At 41.3% G+C, this 19,027-nt stretch carries 11 protein-coding genes; 2 read left to right on the plus strand and 9 right to left on the minus strand.

Annotated elements, in window-relative coordinates:
• The first annotated feature begins 123 nt into the window (after positions 1-123).
• Positions 124-960, plus strand: coding sequence for a symmetrical bis(5'-nucleosyl)-tetraphosphatase (locus tag H2245_RS05320; RefSeq protein ID WP_182406356.1), 837 nt, complete (start codon positions 124-126; stop codon positions 958-960).
• A 193-nt stretch (positions 961-1,153) separates the two neighbouring features.
• Here H2245_RS05320 and H2245_RS05325 read toward each other — a convergent pair whose 3' ends face one another.
• From H2245_RS05325 to H2245_RS05365, 9 genes are all read right to left on the minus strand, one after another.
• Complete coding sequence (locus H2245_RS05325; protein ID WP_182406357.1) at positions 1,154-1,699, minus strand: DUF2058 domain-containing protein; 546 nt, start codon at positions 1,697-1,699, stop codon at positions 1,154-1,156.
• Between the two features lie 228 nt (positions 1,700-1,927).
• On the minus strand, positions 1,928-4,384 hold the full coding sequence (locus H2245_RS05330) for a site-specific recombinase (protein WP_182406358.1): 2,457 nt from the start codon (positions 4,382-4,384) through the stop codon (positions 1,928-1,930).
• A gap of 457 nt (positions 4,385-4,841) precedes the next feature.
• On the minus strand, positions 4,842-6,626 hold the full coding sequence (locus H2245_RS05335; protein WP_182406359.1) for an acyl-CoA dehydrogenase C-terminal domain-containing protein: 1,785 nt from the start codon (positions 6,624-6,626) through the stop codon (positions 4,842-4,844).
• 359 nt (positions 6,627-6,985) lie between these two features.
• Positions 6,986-8,779: an acyl-CoA dehydrogenase C-terminal domain-containing protein gene (locus H2245_RS05340; RefSeq protein ID WP_182406360.1), complete on the minus strand. Its 1,794-nt coding sequence runs from the start codon at positions 8,777-8,779 to the stop codon at positions 6,986-6,988.
• Between the two features lie 404 nt (positions 8,780-9,183).
• Positions 9,184-10,872, minus strand: a complete 1,689-nt coding sequence (locus tag H2245_RS05345; protein ID WP_259365092.1) for a bifunctional diguanylate cyclase/phosphodiesterase — start codon at positions 10,870-10,872, stop codon at positions 9,184-9,186.
• A gap of 107 nt (positions 10,873-10,979) precedes the next feature.
• The gene (locus tag H2245_RS05350; RefSeq protein WP_182406362.1) at positions 10,980-11,864 is read right to left on the minus strand and encodes a 16S rRNA (uracil(1498)-N(3))-methyltransferase; all 885 of its coding nucleotides are present in this window, start codon (positions 11,862-11,864) and stop codon (positions 10,980-10,982) included.
• Positions 11,865-12,142: 278 nt separating this feature from the next.
• The gene (locus H2245_RS05355; protein WP_182406363.1) at positions 12,143-12,991 is read right to left on the minus strand and encodes a methylenetetrahydrofolate reductase; all 849 of its coding nucleotides are present in this window, start codon (positions 12,989-12,991) and stop codon (positions 12,143-12,145) included.
• Between the two features lie 23 nt (positions 12,992-13,014).
• Complete coding sequence (gene ahcY / locus H2245_RS05360; RefSeq protein WP_182406364.1) at positions 13,015-14,439, minus strand: adenosylhomocysteinase; 1,425 nt, start codon at positions 14,437-14,439, stop codon at positions 13,015-13,017.
• A gap of 382 nt (positions 14,440-14,821) precedes the next feature.
• The gene (locus H2245_RS05365) at positions 14,822-16,717 is read right to left on the minus strand and encodes a TonB-dependent siderophore receptor (protein WP_182406365.1); all 1,896 of its coding nucleotides are present in this window, start codon (positions 16,715-16,717) and stop codon (positions 14,822-14,824) included.
• A 429-nt stretch (positions 16,718-17,146) separates the two neighbouring features.
• On the opposite strand from H2245_RS05365, the gene H2245_RS05370 reads away from it, so the two are divergent.
• Positions 17,147-18,976, plus strand: coding sequence for a mechanosensitive ion channel family protein (locus H2245_RS05370; RefSeq protein WP_259365093.1), 1,830 nt, complete (start codon positions 17,147-17,149; stop codon positions 18,974-18,976).
• Positions 18,977-19,027: the final 51 nt, after the last annotated feature.

Raw genomic sequence — 19,027 nt, forward strand, 5'->3', positions numbered from 1 at the left:
CTAACAGACGATAAAGATAAAATAAGTAGAGCTATTTCTATGTATAACAATAGCCGCCATTCACAAAACGATTATGAACCAGTCGTGTTGATAATCGTTATCTGTCATTGTAATTGAGGTAACATGAGTTTTCGCCATCAATATGTCATCGGTGACTTGCAAGGTTGCCATGCTGCGTTTTGTCATTTTCTTAAAAAGTTAGATTTCGATCCCAAGCAAGATAAACTATGGTTTACGGGTGATTTGGTCGCGCGCGGTGAGGATTCGTTAAATACTTTACGCGATGTCAAAGCCTTGTGCGAACAAGGGGCAGCAGCCACGGTTCTTGGTAATCATGATTTAAATCTATTAGCAGTATGGCGCGGTGTGACTAAAATCCGTAAAAAGGACAAGACTGCACCTATTTTTGCGGCTAAAGATAAAGATGATTTACTACAGTGGTTACGTCATCAGCCTATATTAGCCTATCCTGATGAATGTACCGTGATGGTTCATGCCGGTATTCCGCCGCATTGGACGTTGGATGAAGCAGAATTATATGCTAAGCAGTTAGAAGCACAGTTGCAAGGCAGTTTATACCAGCTGGATAGACTGTTGCCGCATTTATATAGCAATACTGCGGACGACTGGTATGATGGTATTAATGGCTTCACGAAAATGCGTGCGATTGCCAATTATTTTACCCGTATGCGTTTATGCAAACAAGATGGCACGTTAGAGTTTAGCTTTACCTCTAGCCTTGATGATGCCATGCCAGACGACTTTGCTCCGTGGTTTGAATGGCAAGTACCTCGCGAGCGTAAGATATTGTTCGGACATTGGGCGGCTTTAAAGGGTAAGGTTGATTTACCGCATGCGCGCGCGCTTGATGGTGGCTGCGTTTGGGGCAATCATTTGATGGCTTACCGCTTGAGTGATGGCAAGGTGTTTACGTCAAGTGCAAAATGTCCCATGCCTTAATCAAATATCGTCTCAGAAAAAATAGTATTAACTTAGCCAATCTCTGATAGGTTCTATTAATATATATGCCATGCAAAAGCCTTCATAGATTTTATTAGCCTATGAGGGCTTTTTATATTTAAATAAGATTTTTTGTTTTAATAATAAGGCGTGACTGCAAAAGGGCATTCATGCTAAACATTAATAAAAACTATTACCACATTAAATCATCAGGTATCACATAAGCGGCATAAGGATCATCCGTTTCCAGCTCAGCCTCGGATTGATCGTTTGATACAACGATGAAGCCTTCGAGCTTGGCATTAATACGATCGGCTAGAGGGCGCGGGAGTAGCGCATAATCTAAGTCATTATTTTCCTCTAATCGTGCAATCACCACATGACCTGCTACGATTTGGTCATACAGTTTTTGAGTAATATAGAGTTTTTTCACTTTGGATTGATCAACAAACTGGTAGCTAATCTCGCCTGATATTTCTGTAATCTGATGCTGCTTAATCATCTGTATAATATTGGCATAGAGCATTTTTTGCTCTAGCTGCTGTTGTCTTTCTTGATTAAGCTGCTGATCTTTGACAATCTTTTTAGCTTGTGCTTCAGCCAGTGCTTTTTTGGCAGCAACACTTTCTGCATCGCCAGTACGCTTAGCATGCTGAGACTGTTTGCTAAGTTGCTTGGCTTTTTTATTATCCACCAATCCGGCTTTTAACAGTTGCGCCTGAAGGGCATTTTTGGTCATGATCTAATCACCTAAGTAATGAGGTATAAATTTTAAATATAGTAACATCGATGTTTAAAAATAGATGGTAGCAAATTTTGTACGAGCGTGTCATTTCTTAATCTGATATCTTAAATTGTCAAAATATTATCTTTTTAACCGCCTACAATCTTAAATGCTTTAAATATTTTGAATAAGCTATCAATATTCTTAATATTTAAATAGCAAAAATAACGATTAGGGTCGTCACTAACTGGGTAGGTTTGGCGGCTTTTTAGGTTTTGGTAAAGGCGTTTTGGCATCGCCAGCGGCTTTGCTATCAGGACTTGTGCTGTCGTTTACGCCTGCATGAGCGCCCAAGGTTTTGGTCGCTTTATCATACTGAATATCATCGCTGTAAGGTGTACTATTTAAGGCTTCATCGACCAGACCGTCATCAAGATTGATGACCTTTTCTGGCGAGCTATTAGTTAATGTGGTTTGGGTTTCGTGTTCTGTGTTAGCACCCTGACCCTGACCTTGACCTTGAGGTTGATTCTGATAATGAATGTCGGTTTCCACTGTGGTAGCCAACTTAGATTTTGGTAGTATTTTTACATCAGACAAACGCCTGACGACATAGTTGCTGGGTAATGGCTTGCCACTATTTTGTATAGCACTATCGTCAAATATCATATGCCCTTGACTGTCAATCCGCGCGTACTTCATCGGTTTATCACGTGGCCAAAAAAAGTCTGAAGGATGAGTGAGCATATGACTGAATAACTGCTTGGTAAGGCGACTCCATTCCAAAAACTGTACTTCTTTTGAGCGTAGTGCCACAAATAAGGCAAGCGAGAAGCTGACCATCAAGTTGACCATACCAATCATTAATACACCCATGACGGACAGCAGGATGATTTGCCAGCTCATTTGATCGGGTGCTAAGTTAAATAGACCATGTGCTAAGTTTGCTGAAGCAAAGGCAATATGACGAATATCAATGGGTAAACCGAATAAGAAACCAATCGTTGCGGTACTGCCCAAGAATATACCAAAAATAAAGTTACCCATAATCGCGCCAAGATTGGCTTCTATAAAGGTGCCTAGACGCTCAAGCCATGCTGCTGGTAGTAAACGCTGTAAGAAGCGATGGCGACGAATACGCGCGCCAATATTGTTATAAACGGCTAAATTATCATAGTAACCAGCAATCAGTCCTGATAAAAACAAATAAACCCCAGCAATCGCTGCATGCGGCAAGGCTAATGAAGTAAAAGGATCGAGTTCATGTAATAAGTGTCCGGCTTTGTCCGTATTAATCATTGGTATGCCAGAAAAATGTAGCCACATATATGAGATAGTAAAGGCAACCGGAATAGCCATCATAATATTGCCCATGATAGCTATAAACTGGGTACGCATAATATCAACTACCAGTTCTGACAACTTGGTTAACTGATGAGATTTTTTCCCTGAGCTATCAGAAATAGTGGAGGCAATAGCCGCTGCCGTCATGGCTGGCTGTTTGGTGGCGACCGTACCATGCACAATATGAATAAAGACAAAGCCTAATCCGTAAATCATGCTGTTTAAAAAGGCGCGACCCATAGGCGCAATCGCCAGCTGATAGGTCACAATTTTAGTGGTTGCCATAAAGGCGATAATAAAGCCGCCAATCGAGGCTTTTTTAAACATTTTTTGATAGCCGGACTTGTCCGTACTGATGTAGTGTTCACCGACGCGGCTTGCGTTTTCAGTGACTTTTCGCGATAACAGCTTGGTATTGTTATCAATCAAATGACCAATGCTGTAGCGACGATTTGCTGTTACTACTAAGGTTTGAATCAGCTCAATAATAGCGCGATCGCGCTTGAGTCCATCAATAGATACCAGCTTGGTTAAGATACGTATACGCTGTAAGCTTTGATCAAGCCTCAGCATCATATTAGTCAATCGAATAGAGATGCCCGTTTTGTAAATACGCTTACGAACCGTTGCAACAATATCCTCGCACTGCTCAACCATCACGAGTAAGGGGTCAGCACTAACCGCTTGTTCAGGGGTAATATCGGTTAAATTATCCAGCTCATGCGCCTGCCGATATTGATTGACGAACAGTACTGCTTCTTGATTTTGCGCCACAAAAGATGCTGAATAGTTTAATATTTGCGGGTACGACTCCATCAAATCAGGATGTAGTCCAATACCACTAACGCGATACGACAAAATAATGATGGCGTTTAAGATATTGTTTTTGGCATTGGCAACTAAATCTAGATGCTCTTTTCGAACTTTAAGTAACTCAACCAGCACTTCCCAATTGTCTTTATTGATGCTGGCAAGCCAGTGCTCGTCTTGGCGTTGATCAAATAAGTAGCCAACCAACTCAACAACCGAGTCATCTTGCGGTAATAACGGCAAAAATCGGTGACCTATTAAGCGGCGTAGGCTGCTAAAAAAGCCCTCGTCTGACATGATGCCCGTATCGGTATACAGAGCAATTTGCCGATATTGAATGATGAGCTTTAATACAAAGCTGGCAAGTCCATCACCATATTCTGGATGCCGCTGCATAATCTCAATCAATGATTGAATTTTTCTATTGGCAAGGGCTGGGTTTTTCTCAGTGACCCTAAGCTCATCGATCAAGCGCTTGAGCACCGACGCATCGGGCACATCGCTTAAGGCAGTAATCTGCTGCAAAATGCGTTTAACTTCTGACACAAGGTACCCTTTATTATTATTGCTATGATTGTAATGGTATTTGCTTTTGGCTCAGGTTTTCATACTGTTATTTGAATGAGAGCTTCAAAAGAAGGTAGTAGAAAAGGGTGATAAACAAAAATTATAATAGTGCAAAAATATAACCGAATAAAAATAAGAGTAATAAGCCCGGTAATATTACACAAAATAGGCAGTGGGGCTAGAGAAGATTAGGATTATACAAAGTATTGTTAGTTGTTTAATGCCTCTTTGTGAAAGCTTGATATCCGACATCTCATGGTTGTTACTGACCCTTAATGTCAGTTATTCTAATCTGAACGACGAAAAGATGGGCAATTATTTTGTTAGCAATTAATATGGTATAAAAAAAGGCAGTAGTTATACTGCCTTTTTTAACTTAAGATAATTTTTAACCTATTTACATATTATCTTTTGAATTAAGAGCACGCTCTAGCAATTAGCTGGCAGACACTTGAAAGTAATCAAGATCAAAGCTCATGATTGGGTCGCTACCAGCTTCAACCATCTGAGCATGGGCATTAAGGCGTGGCAGGATACGCCCGACAAAATAATCAGCAAGCTTGGCTTTATTGGTATAAAAATTGCCTTTTTGACCATCCGCTGCTTCTACCATCATAGCGAACATATAGGAGTAGCACAGATAGCCAACCGCATGCATATAATCCACCGCACAACCGTTAATCTCACTTTTGCGGGTACTAATATTAGCGAGTACTGTTTTGGTTAGCGTTTCTACCGTATCCGCTGCCGTTAATGTCGCTTGTTTGATGCCGTGCTCTGCGGTCATTGAAGCAACATAATCGCGAATTTCGCCCAAGAAGTTGATGATATATTTACCATCGTTACGAGCAACTTTACGACCAAGAAAATCGAGCGCCTGGATACCGTTTGCGCCTTCATAAATCTGGGCAATACGGGTATCTCGGACGATTTGCTCCATACCCCACTCTTTAATATAACCATGACCACCAAAGACTTGCTGGCAATCAACCGTAGCTTCCAACGCTTTATCGGTCAAGAAAGCTTTTGCAATCGGCGTTAACAATGCCACACGGGCAGCGGCAACTTGAGCTGCTTCAGGGTCGGTGCTGAATTTCTCCGTGTCTAGTTGCTTAGCAACATACATGGCAAAGCAGCGTGATGCTTCGCTATTGGCTTTAGCATTTAGTAGCATTCGGCGTACATCGGCATGATAAATGATGGCGTCTGCAGGCTTTTCTGGGCTTTGAATTTGGGTATCGCTGCGCCCTTGACCGCGCTCAAGCGCATATAATGCTGCGTTCTGATAGGCAAGCTCTGTACCGCCAAGGCCTTGTAGACCCATCGTCACACGCTCATAGTTCATCATGATAAACATTGATGACAAACCGGTGTTTTCAGCACCAACCATCCAGCCTTTTGCGTTATCAAAGTTCATCACACAAGTGGCTGAGGCTTTGATGCCCATTTTATGCTCGATAGAACCGACTGCTAAGGTATTGCGTTCACCTAAGCTACTATCATCGTTGACTAGGAATTTCGGTACGACGAATAAAGAGATGCCTTTTGAGCCTTCAGGTGCGTTAGGTGTTTTTGCCAATACCAGATGAATAATATTTTCGGTTAAATCGTGCTCGCCACCAGTGATAAAGATTTTGGTACCAGAAATCTGATAGCTACCATCGTCATTAGGGATAGCTTTGGTTTTGATAATACCCAAGTCTGTACCCGCATGTGGCTCTGTTAAACACATCGTACCTGACCATTCACCTGCGTACATTTTTTCTAAATAGGTTTGTTTTTGTTCTTCGCTCGCCGCTGCGTTTAAGCACAATGTTGCGCCAACGGTCAAGTTCGGATACAAGGCAAACGATTGATTGGTAGTGAATAACATCTCTTCGGTCAGCATCGTGACCATTTTTGGAAAGCCTTGCCCGCCATATTCAGGGTTGCCGCCCAACCCTACCCAGCCAGATTCGGCATATTGCTGATACGCCTCTTTAAAACCAGTCGGGGTTCTGACCACACCATTACCTTGGAATGTCGCGCCTTCTTCATCGCCACTTTGGTTGATAGGAAGTAGGACGTTTTTGGATAATTTTGCCATTTCTTCTAAAATCATATCGACCGTTTCCATGTCAACATGAGAGAGATTAGCATTGTTTTGCCAAAACTCAGGGGCTTTAAAGACGTCTGTTAACATAAAACGCATGTCATTGAGGGGAGCATTATAGACAGACATAAATATTCCTTTGATAGTAATAAATGAAAATAACGGAGCAAAGTAAATTTGTTTTGTATGATTTTTAAAAGGTTGTTATTAATAGCTATTGTTAACAACCTTTATGGATTACAGATACTTGTTATTGGTTCAGAAAGTTTAGCAAATTAGTTTCTTAGCTTGTGTATCTCTTCGTGAATTGTGCGTACACCAAAAGTTTATGTGATTGCCTTGTATATACCGAGTATCTAATAATTAAATAAGGGCTTAGTAAATAAATATTGACCCGTAAAAAAGGCAACATCCCGGAGTATGTTGCCTATTGAGTTTAATTCAAGTTGAATTTAATATTGCTTACAATAAGCGATTAATGATGCTAATTAAAAAGCAAACTGTTCAACATCCATACTCATGTATGGCTCAACGCCCGTGCTGATACGCTGCACATAAGTTGTGGTACGCGGTAAGAGTTTGGCGTAGTAGAATTGCGCAGTTTTAATTTTTGCATCATAAAACGCTGATTCAGTTGTGCCGTTAGCAATCGCCGTCTGCGCAACCAGTGCCATACGCGCCCATAGATAGGCGAGGGTAACGTAACCGCTAAAATATAGATAATCAACTGCTGCACCTCCGACTGCTTCAGCATTTTCGGTGGCTTGCATGCCAATACGCGCAGTTAAATCGCCCCATTCTTTGAGATGCTTAGCAAGTGGGCGGATAAATTGTCCCATCTCGTCGTTGTCTTTATTATCTTCACAGAACTGTTGAATCACTTGTACAAAGTTGGCGAGTAATTTGCCCTGTGAGCCGAGCACTTTACGACCAAGCAAATCTAAGGCTTGAATCTCAGTCGTTCCTTCATAAAGACAAGCAATACGGGTATCACGGACATTTTGTTCCATACCCCATTCGCTGATATAACCATGACCACCGTAAATTTGCACACCATGATTTGCGGCTTCTAAACCAGTTTCGGTTAAGAATGCTTTGGCAATTGGAGTGAGTAATGATAGCATTTGGTCAGCAAACTCGCGCTCATCACCATTGCCTTTGGCTACGGTATCAACGAAATGTGATAAGTAATACATTAAGGCACGACCGCCTTCAGCAAAGGCTTTTTCCGTTAATAACATATTACGGACGGCAGGATGCACAATGATTGGGTCGGCAACCTTATCAGGTGCTTTAATACCCGATAGCGCGCGCATGGCAAGACGGTCTTTTGCATAGGCAAGTGAGCCTTGGAACGCATATTCAGCAGCCGTTACGCCTTGCACTGCCGTACCAATACGCGCCACATTCATAAAGGTGAACATGCATTGTAAGCCGCGATTTTCAGGACCAATTAAGTAACCGACTGCGCCATCAAAGTTCATGACACAAGTCGACGAGGCTTTGATACCCATCTTATGCTCGATAGAGCCGCAAACGACGTTGTTTCTATCACCTAAGCTACCATATTTATTGACCATAACTTTGGGCACGATAAATAACGAGATGCCCTTAGTGCCCGCAGGTGCGCCCGGTAGACGTGCCAATACAATATGAATAATATTGTCAGTCAAATCGTGCTCGCCGGCTGAGATAAAAATCTTTTGCCCTGTGATATTGTAGCTACCATCGTCATTTGGCTCAGCTTTGGTACGGATAATACCCAAGTCAGAACCGGCATGCGCTTCAGTCAGACACATGGTGCCTGACCATTCGCCCGTGACCATTTTTTCTAAATAGGTGTCTTTTTGAGCATCTGTACCATGATGTTCGATGGTTTGAATGGCGCCGTGCGACAGACCGGGATACATAGAAAATGACCAGTTCGCTGTGCCCACCATCTCATTAATCACAGTTGATAATGAGAACGGCATATTTTGCCCGCCAAAGGCTTCTTCAGCCGATAATGCAGGAAAGCCAAGCTCACAAAACGCTTTATAGGCCTCTTTAAAACCTTTAGGCGTAGTCACTTCACCATTATTAAAATGACAGCCTTCCGCATCGCCACTTTGATTGAGCGGTGACAGCTCATTTTCTGCAAAACTTGCCGCCATCTCAAACAAACTGTCCATCAATTCACGGTCAGTGTCTTCAAATTCTGGGATGGTTTTATAATGACTTTCGCTATCAAGCAGTTCATGCATGACAAATTTGATATCGCGTAGAGGTGCTTTGTATTGCATAAGGTCCTGTCCTATTGTGAATACGAATATGAATAAGATATGACCGATATTGTGTAAGCAATCTGCTCATTAAACGACTGTCTAAATTCACAGTACCGTAATTATTGAGGTCATATTTCTGCATAAAAGATAGGCGTTCACAGAAGATTATACAAGTTTGGCAGTAATACTGATAAGTCATCAACCTGCCTTGCATCTTACGAGCAATCAAGGGTAACTGATAAGATATCCGTGATGTTGAATAAAGAAAATCACTGTAATATTAGTGCCTTAGAATAAGGCTTATGGGAAAGGTAGTAGGGTAGCTTGCAGTAGAATTATAGTCGATTATCAAAAACTAATGATAAAGTTTCAGAGCGGAACGTTAGAGGCTACGGTCACACTATAGTAAATATTGATGTTGATTAGGCTCGACGCATTAGCATGGTAGTGGCATCCTCAGCGGTAAGCGGACGGCTAAATAAATAGCCTTGTCCATATGTGCAGCCAATATCCAATAATAACTGCCATTGTTCGTCAGTCTCGATACCTTCAGCAATAACTTTCATATCTAAAGCATTTGCCAGCTCTAATATGGCTTTTACAATTGCATATTGAATATGGTCATCGACGATTTTTGAAATAAAGCTTCTATCAACTTTAATAAAATCAAAGGGATATTCTTGTAAGTAGCTAAGAGAAGCGTACCCTGTTCCGAAATCGTCCATTGCTAAGCAAACACCAAGTGCTTTAAGTGCCACCAATTGCTGTTTAACGCTCAAATGGTTAAGCATCAATGATGATTCGGTGATTTCAATATGTAATTGATGTGGATACATACAATGCTGATCAAATAATGTAACGATAAATTCGAGAAACTCAGGATGAGTAAACTCAGCGGCGTCAGCATTAATACAAATATGCTGAGTAAAACCTATCGCTTGCCAAGCAGATAATTGCTCAGCAATTTGAATTGCCATTTGGCAAAACAGATCGAAAGACAGCTTATAGGTAATGATAGCATCGATAAAATCGACGGGTTGAAGCAAACCGCGTGTTGGGTGTTGCCAGCGTACTAAAGCTTCAAACCCTGTGATTTCTCCCGTCGCTAGCGTTATTTTTGGTTGATAATAAGGGATAAATTGACATTCATCGATAGCGGTTCGCAGTTCAGCTTCTAACTGCAAGCTATCAATACAAACATAGTTGATTTCTTCGCGATACCAACCCACATCATCGCCACCATTCTGCTTGATATAGTTAAGTGCTTTCTCCGCTTTGGAGAGTACCGTTGACAGCTGTGTGCCATGCTCAGGAAAATAGCTGACACCAACAGAGATGCGCAAATAAATAACATTGCCATCAAGGGAAAAAGGGCGCTCACACATTTGCATCAAACTATTAATCTGATGGCGCACCATACGAGTGTCAGTAAGCTCAAATGACAGCGCAAAATCATCACCACCAAAATGAGAAAAGCAACGTAAGTGAGTCAATTTAAGATCATTAATTCGTTTAACAAAAAGGTTCAATAAGGTGGTTACCTTATCCGTTCCTAAAGTGCTGGCAAGCATCCGATAACGGTCAATATTAAAGCGCGCGATTGCCACTTCTTGATAGCTTTCTAACAGCAAATCACTGGTTTGGCTTAAAAACACTTTTCGATTAGGCAGACCTGTGTCTTGATTAAAATTGAGTAAATGTATTAACTCTTCTTTATCTTTGGTGACTGCGGAAGTATCACGAACCATACCGACATAGTAAACCTTAGAAGCTAAATCTAATTTACGAAACGTCATATGGCAGTTTAAAGTTTGTCCATAACGGGTTGCTATAGAAAAATTATTCTCATAAAAGCCATCTTTATCGAGATGTTCAGCCACACTCAGAAATATATCTCGTTCAACATCTGGCAAAAAATCGACAGCGTAAACACCTAGTGGACGTCCAATTAAAAAAGCTTCTTGATAACCAATCATCATCTCATAAGCGGCATTCGCTGACATATAACGTAAATTAGCATCTAATATAAATAGACCATCTTCAAGACAATCACATAATTGAGTCAGCAACTGCTGCTTTATATGTTCGGTAATTGGACTAAAAATAGTCATAAAATGTCTCATGGTGAATACAACAAACAATACAAGACCAGCAAAACTGGCGCAAAAGAATTTTTCTACTTTTTATAGCTATATATACCAGCGTTGTACTGTAACAGCTAGTTTATCAATGCGTGTAAAATAGCTAAGGCAACCACTGGAGCTGTCTCTGTACGCAGCACCCGAGTCCCGATTTGCCAAGGGGAAAAACCTACCGCTTCTGCTTGTACGCTCTCCTCCTGACTGAGTCCGCCTTCAGAACCAATCAGCAACTCAAGGTAAGGTCTCTTTTGTGCCAATACGGGTAATAATGTAACTGGCATCAAAGGCTGACCGGCGGCAGGTACGCTTAACATTAAACGTAAATTAGCTGGTTGCCTTAAAACATTATAATAAGAGTCTTGGCTAAGGGCTGCCACTAGTGGGCTGACGGCTAAGTCTACAGCAATACCGCTAGAATCTGCTTGTTGCAGCCATACTTTAAGAGGCTGGGGCGCTAAAATAAGAGGTGGACGATTTAAGCCGCATTGCTCACAAGCGGCTATAGCTACTTGTTGCCAGTGAAGTAGTTTTTTTTCTACTTGGTCAGGTTTTAAATTGACTTCACCGTGTTGACTACTGAGCAACTGAATGGCAGTAACCCCCAGTTCAGTTGCCTTTTGAATAGCATAATCCATGCGTTCACCTCGACTCATCACTAAGCCGATTTTGCTTATAATAGGCGCAGTACGGTCATTGCTATTAGTGGTCAATAATTTCGCCGTTGCCTGTTTTTTACTGATAGATTGTAGCTGTACGTGATACTCACCGCCAAAACCATCAAATAAAATCCCTTCATCGCCAACATTGGCACGCAAGACACGGCACCAGTGATGAATGATGGTATCAGTCAATGGAATGTCACTTCCAATAGATAATGTGTTTAATTTTGGCAAGCGTTCAGTCTTGTTATTAGCATGTTGATCTGTTGCATCATGACTAATAGCATAAAAAAATCGGCGCATGCTTTTCTTTCCTATGATGAAATACTAGTAAATAAAAATTAGAACGAAAAAAATTAAATCGAAATGTCATTTTTCTATTTTAAAATCGCGCTTGCTTGTTAATGAATATTACCATCATCTAGTAAAGATATAGTATAAGACCAAAATAAAGTTTACTATAGCAAATATTTTAGTGTGATGGACACAAGCAACATAAAAATTGGGATAAGAAAAACAGGATATAAAAAAACTGGCGTTCCTAAGAACGCCAGTCGAATACACCATTTATCTATCAGATATTAGGTAGTAAGACCCAATGCTTCTACTAAGCGCTTATTTGGTTCAACCTTATTCATGCTATAAAAGTGCATGGCAGGAACACCTTCATGGATCAAACGCTCGCATAAGCGATAAACGATATCAAAGCCAAATTCACGGATGGCACGACGATCATCACCGAAGTCAGCAAGCTGCTTACGCACATAACGTGGAATATCAGCGCCACAACTATCAGCAAAGCGTATCAGATTGCTAGAATTGGTAATCGGCATAATGCCAGCAACTAAAGGTTGGGCAACCGTATCGATACCGCGTTTTTCTAAGCTATCACGCAAGTACAGATAACTGTCTGCATTATAAAAAAACTGAGTAATCGAGGCATTAGCACCCGCTTTATATTTATTAACCAAGTTGTCGACATCAGACTCGAAGCTCCGCGCTTGAGGGTGCATTTCAGGGTAGGCGGCCACTTCGATACGGAAGTGATCTCCTGAGTGCTCACGGATAAACCTTACCAAATCTACTGCAAATGGTAGCTCACCCATACCAACTTGACCTGACGGTAAGTCACCACGAAGTGCAACAAGGCGCTTGATACCTAAGCTTTTATAATGATCAAGCAACCCCGCGATTTCGACTTTATCATCACCGATACAAGACATGTGCGGCGCGATATCAGTATCACCGCGCGCGCATAACGCCTGCACGATATCTAAAGTGCGACTGCGTGTTGAGCCTCCAGCACCATAAGTCACTGAAAAATAAGCTGGTGACAAATGGTTTAGCTCATCATAAGTACTGAGTAGTTTTTCATGTCCTTGCTCAGATTTGGCAGGGAAAAACTCAAAAGAAAAAGCGGGCTTACTCACAGTCGTGCTCCTCAGTACTACTATTAGTATTTATAAGCGTCAGGCTTGAACGGACCTTCAACTGGCACGCCTAGGTATTCAGCTTGTTTTTCAGTCAGTTTTGTTAGCGTACCATTAAAACCAGCAACCATTGCTGCAGCGACTTCTTCGTCTAACTTCTTTGGCAACACTCTAACGTATAGGTTTTCAGTACGCTTATCAGCTGGCAAATCCGCGAACTTTTCTTCGAACAGATACATTTGCGCCAATACTTGGTTAGCAAATGAGCCATCCATCACGCGTGATGGATGACCAGTAGCGTTGCCTAAGTTTACTAAGCGACCTTCAGCTAATAAAATGAGGTAATCGCTCACGTCATCAGAACGGAAAATTTGATGCACTTGCGGCTTAACTTCTTCCCAGCGCCAGTTATCACGCATAAACTGAGTGTCAATCTCGGTATCAAAGTGACCGATATTACACACCACAGCGCCTTTTTTTAGCGCAGCTAGCATGTGTTTGTCACAAACATGATAGTTACCAGTAGTGGTGACAATCATGTCAGTGTCATCTAACAGGCGAGTATTGATGCCTTCTGCACCGCCCGTATTGTCGCCATTAATGTACGGTGATAATACTTCGTAGCCGTCCATACAAGCCTGCATCGCACAGATAGGATCAACTTCTGAAACCCGAACAATCATGCCTTCTTGACGTAAGCTTTGTGCTGAGCCTTTACCCACATCGCCATAACCGATAACAAGGGCGCGACGACCGGCAAGGAACATGTCCGTACCGCGTTTGATCGCGTCATTTAAGCTATGACGGCAGCCGTATTTATTGTCATTTTTAGACTTAGTCACCGCGTCATTAACGTTGATAGCAGGTACTTTTAATGTGCCTTTATTTAACATCTCAATTAAACGGTGCACGCCAGTAGTGGTTTCTTCTGAGATACCATGCATGTTATCGAGTAAATGAGCATAATCATTATGAATCAATGCGGTTAAGTCACCACCATCATCCAAGATTAAGTTGGCATCCCAAAGCTGACCAGATTCTTCGCCACCAACATGTATTTGCTGACGTAAGCACCATTCGTACTCTGCGTCCGTTTCACCTTTCCAAGCAAATACAGGAATACCGGCAGCAGCAATCGCAGCTGCAGCATGGTCTTGAGTTGAGAAAATATTACATGAAGTCCAGCGTACTTCAGCACCAAGCGCGACTAAAGTCTCGATAAGTACGGCAGTCTGAATCGTCATATGAATACAGCCGACGATTTTTGCGCCTTGCAAAGGTTGTGCTGCTTCATAGCGACGACGCAAGCCCATTAAGGCAGGCATTTCGGCTTCAGCAAGAGTGATTTCACGGCGACCATAATCGGCTAAGCTAATGTCAGCGACTTTATAATCTGTGAAAGCGGGATTGATCGTATGGGCAGAGGGGGCTTTAGACACTGCGTCCATAATATGCTCCTATCAGTGATAAATTTATGATAAAAAGAATAATAACGCAGGTGCCGTTGTTTGCCCTGTCAATAATCAGCACCAATTAGTATTGTGATTATTCAACAGTTACCGAGCCTAACATAAAGAATAAATAGTAAGATTTAAATATAAACCAGACTATTGATATTTATGGTGCAACACCTCTCGGAGGTCGTTATTGTAAAGGATGATGAGTAATTTGTCACCTATTGGCTTAGATAAATAATGAAGATAAATAATATGTTATTAAACACTATAGCGCGGTTTTAAAAGACTTGTTCTTAATGCTGGGCAATAAAAAAGGTCACCAATTAATGATGACCTTTTTATTTATTTGAACTTTAAGAAATATTAAATAAGCTTAGAACCAGCTATAGGTGAGTGAGGTGAAGAAGTTTGTGCCGTCAGTATCATAACCTGGCGTTGTTATATATTTTTTATTAGCAATGTTGTTCAGTCTTGCGGTCATAGACAAGTTATCGCTCAACTGATAATTACCGCTGATGTTAAATAAGCCGTAACTATCGACAGATTGCGCGTCGGTATTGGCAATACCACTATAGTAATCATCCACATATTGATATTCAGCGCGAAGATCTAGGCTTGGTAAGCGGTAACCTGCATATACTAATCCTTTGTGCTCAGGACGATAAGGTAAAGAGTTGCCATTATAATCATCTGCTCTACTGCTATAGTCGCTATTATCTTTGGCGCGTTGATAATCATAGCTACCGCCGAATAAATAATTATCTAGCACCCAATCTGAAGTTAGCGATATACCATTAATTTTGGCATCATTTATGTTTAGAGTTTGGTAAGTGGGCGCAGGAGAGGCGATCAAGTCATCGACTTTATTATGATAGCCTGTAAGTCGGGTAGTTTGGAATAAAGTGTTGTATTCCATAAACGCTTCATAGTTGTCACTGGTTTCAGGCTTTAAATCAGGGTCACCACTAAAACCTGGATAGATATCGTTAAAAGTAGGAGCACGGAAGCCCTTAGCATAACTGGCACCTAGTCTAAAATTTGGGTTTAGGTGATAAGCTCCGCCTAGATTATATGTAGTTTTATTGCCATATTGAGAGTTGTCATCAAAGCGCAGATTTGCTTGGGCGTCAAATTGATTGTTCGCCAATACGTAACCTAAAAATGCACTTTTCACATTACGGTCATCGATACTGTAAGCGGAGCTATCGAGGCCTTGATTGAGATACTCTAATCCATAAATCCCTTGACCTACAGGCAATTTATGCTGACCAATAAGGCTGATTTGGTCTTGCTTAGTATTATAAATGCTTTGGTAAACTAGGTTGTCTGATTTATCAATGGAGTGACCATATTGTAGTTTGAGTGAGGATCCGGGTAAATAACGCCAGTCAACAAACGCTTGCGCCGCGCCATTTTCTTGGTCAGCTTGGGCGTCTTTAAAGTTGCCGTCATCAAAGTTGGTATTGGATTTACTATAAAGCGCACTGGCACCAGCAAGCCACTGCTCATTGATACGTTGATTTAAGGCAATGCTAAAATTATTGCTGCTAAACCCATCATTGTCTTTATTGTATTTACTAGTATTCGGCAAAGTGGCATTAAAGCCTTTAATTTGATTGCGACTTGCCCCAAGGCTGATAGTTGTGCCCGTATCGTTGGTGAACTGAGCACTGGTTCCATAAGTATATTGATCATGCGAGCCTGCACCTAAAGTCACAGAAGCGCCACTTTTTTTGACATTATTGCCTTTAGTAAATATCTGAATCACGCCGCCCATGGCATCTGCACCATAAATACTAGAGCCGGATGCGCCATATAAAATCTCGATACGGTCGATTTGATCAGCTGGTAACAGATTAAGTGCAGCGCCACCCAGACTCGCTGAACTATAACGAATACCATCGATGAGTACCAAGATTTGCTTACTGTCATAACCACGAAGATAAAAGTTATTGGCTGTTCCCATGCCGCCATTAGAGTAATGGCTAAACCCAGGCTGGCGTGTAACAATTTCAAGCGCGCTTTGACCTTGATAACGCTTTAGTTCTTGTTCATCAATCACGCGCGCTTGCGCGATGGTATTACTAAGTTTAGTCGGCGTACGCGTGGCAGTCACCACGATTTTATCAAGCTCAACTTGCGGTAGCTCGTTATCGTCAGCGACCGTTACATCAGTCGTGGCAGCGGTAACGTTAACGGCAAATACACCAAGAGCACTTAAAATACACAACCGAAGAGAGGTGGTTGAAGATGAGCGTGATAAAACCATAATGAATTCCAAAGTCAAAAAGCAAAAGTTACAATAGCAAATCTTTAAGTAATTAAAAGTTACAAGAAACACTAAATAAATTACATGCGCTTATTATCTATAAAAGTAACGGCTTTATAAACCATTTTAAGCTAACGTTTATTCAGTATAAGCTGAACTGTATTCATGTTATGGCGTTATGACTAATACACTATTATGGATATCGGATTATGCTTCTTAGGAGTCAATATCAAGTAGCATATTGCAAACAATAGGAACATTTTTATTGCGATGATAATCCTTTACCATAGCTGTTTAATCGTGCGGTCTATTTTCTCTAATACGAAGAGGTTTGTTTTGTTTATTAAGCGTCACCTAAGTTCATTCAGCATCTTTTTACGGCTTATATCGCAATTGCGCTTGGTGTCGAGTGTATTGCTAACATTTATCATGGCGCTATTTTTAAGCTTATTGATATTAATCATACCTAAGTCAGCATTGGCAGTTGAAGCAAGTGTTCTTGGTATTGGGGGTGGCAGTAGTGAGGAAGCTGTGAGCGAGCCGGTGCCTGATGCATTCGGACGCGATTCGCCACGCCATACGGTACAAGGGTTTATCAGTGCCTTGGGTGATAATGACTATTTGTTAGCAAGTAATTATTTAAATTTATCAAAATCTGAAAATCCCACTACAGTTGTGCGCCAGTTTAAGCAAGCACTGGATGCAGGGGGGCGCTTTCAGTCAGAGTTACAGATTAATAATACGCTAGAGGGCAACTTAACCGATCAGCTACCGCCAAGCCAAGAGAAGGTTGGCAGTATTAAAATTAATGATAAAGATGTGCCTTTACTGCTGGAACGCGTCGTTGCTAAAGATGGTGAACAGTATTGGCAGTTTTCTCGCGAAACGCTAAATTCTATTCCAGAAGTCATTGAGGATACTAAGCCCACCTTAATCTCGCGTTATACCTTGGATGGATTTGAAGATAAAAAGCTGTTTGGCTATCAAATTACTGATTTAATCGCTGCAGTCGCCATTACCATTGGTAGCTTTGTGTTGACCTATATTTTGGTTTGGTTGTGGTATCACTTATTGAATATCATTTATCCACGCTTACGCAGAGAGCCGCTTGGCTTGCCTGATAAGGTCATCTTGCCACTTTCTGTGGTCATTATGGCACTGATGCTATCCGAGATTATGGTGTATTTTGGGGTATCGGTCACGCTACGCGAACCTGTTAATCGCTTTACTGAAATTGCCTCGTGGCTGGCGCTGACATGGCTATTGCTACGAGTCATCGACGCTATCTTTACTCGTGCGGTCAATCTCAGCTATAAAAAGAACTATACTGAGCGAGTATCTATTTTAGGATTGCTGCGCAAAATCGTCAAAGCGCTGCTGTTAATATTTGCCATTATTGTCATTTTTGGTAATTTGGGTTTTGATCTGACGACTGGTATTGCCGCATTAGGTGTTGGTGGTTTAGCGCTGGCATTGGGGGCACAAAAGACCATCGAGAACTTGGTCGGTAGTGTGGTTGTGGTAGCCGATTCACCAGTACGAATAGGTGACTATTGTAAGTTTGGGACATATGAAGGAACAGTAGTCGATATTGGTATTCGTTCTTCGCGTGTGCGTACGCTTAACCGGACGATAGTAACCGTACCAAATGGTGACTTTTCATCCATGCAAATTGAAAACTTTACCTCACGCGATATGTTCCACTTTTTGCATTACTTGTATATTAAGCGTAATGCTGATATCGATGTGGTCTTTAAAATGGTTGAAGCGCTAAATAAATTTTTAGACACGCATAAATTGACCAATCAAGAATGGAATCAGGCGAATATCTCAGAGCTGCGCCAAGATTGTTATGTCATACAATTGCGCGCTTATGTGAATGCTGTTGATGCCACCGAATTTTATGGCAAACAAGATACCTTATTGATTGATGTTTTATCTCTGGTGAATAAATATGATGTTGAACATGCGTTGCCGACGCAGCAGCTTATCATGGAGCAAAATGAGCATATAGACGTGCAAAAAAATGCTATAGAAGAAGTAATAGAAAACGATGATATAGAAGAGTTTAAAACAGAGGATGATTTCGAGAATCTTAATAATGATAGCAGGGTTGATTTAAGCAAAGAACCTACACATACTGCTGAAAGCCCCAATCCTACTGAAACTAATAATAAAAAATCGATTATGGGTCGTGAGTTTAAATATATCAAACAAGGCTTTCGTTTTCCTAAAATGAAAAATCATAAGTCTCATTAAGGATTGTGTGTACATCGTATCTAACGATGCGCTGGTATAAAACATTAAGAT

This window comes from Psychrobacter sp. GP33, from assembly GCF_014119005.1.
GTDB lineage: Bacteria > Pseudomonadota > Gammaproteobacteria > Pseudomonadales > Moraxellaceae > Psychrobacter.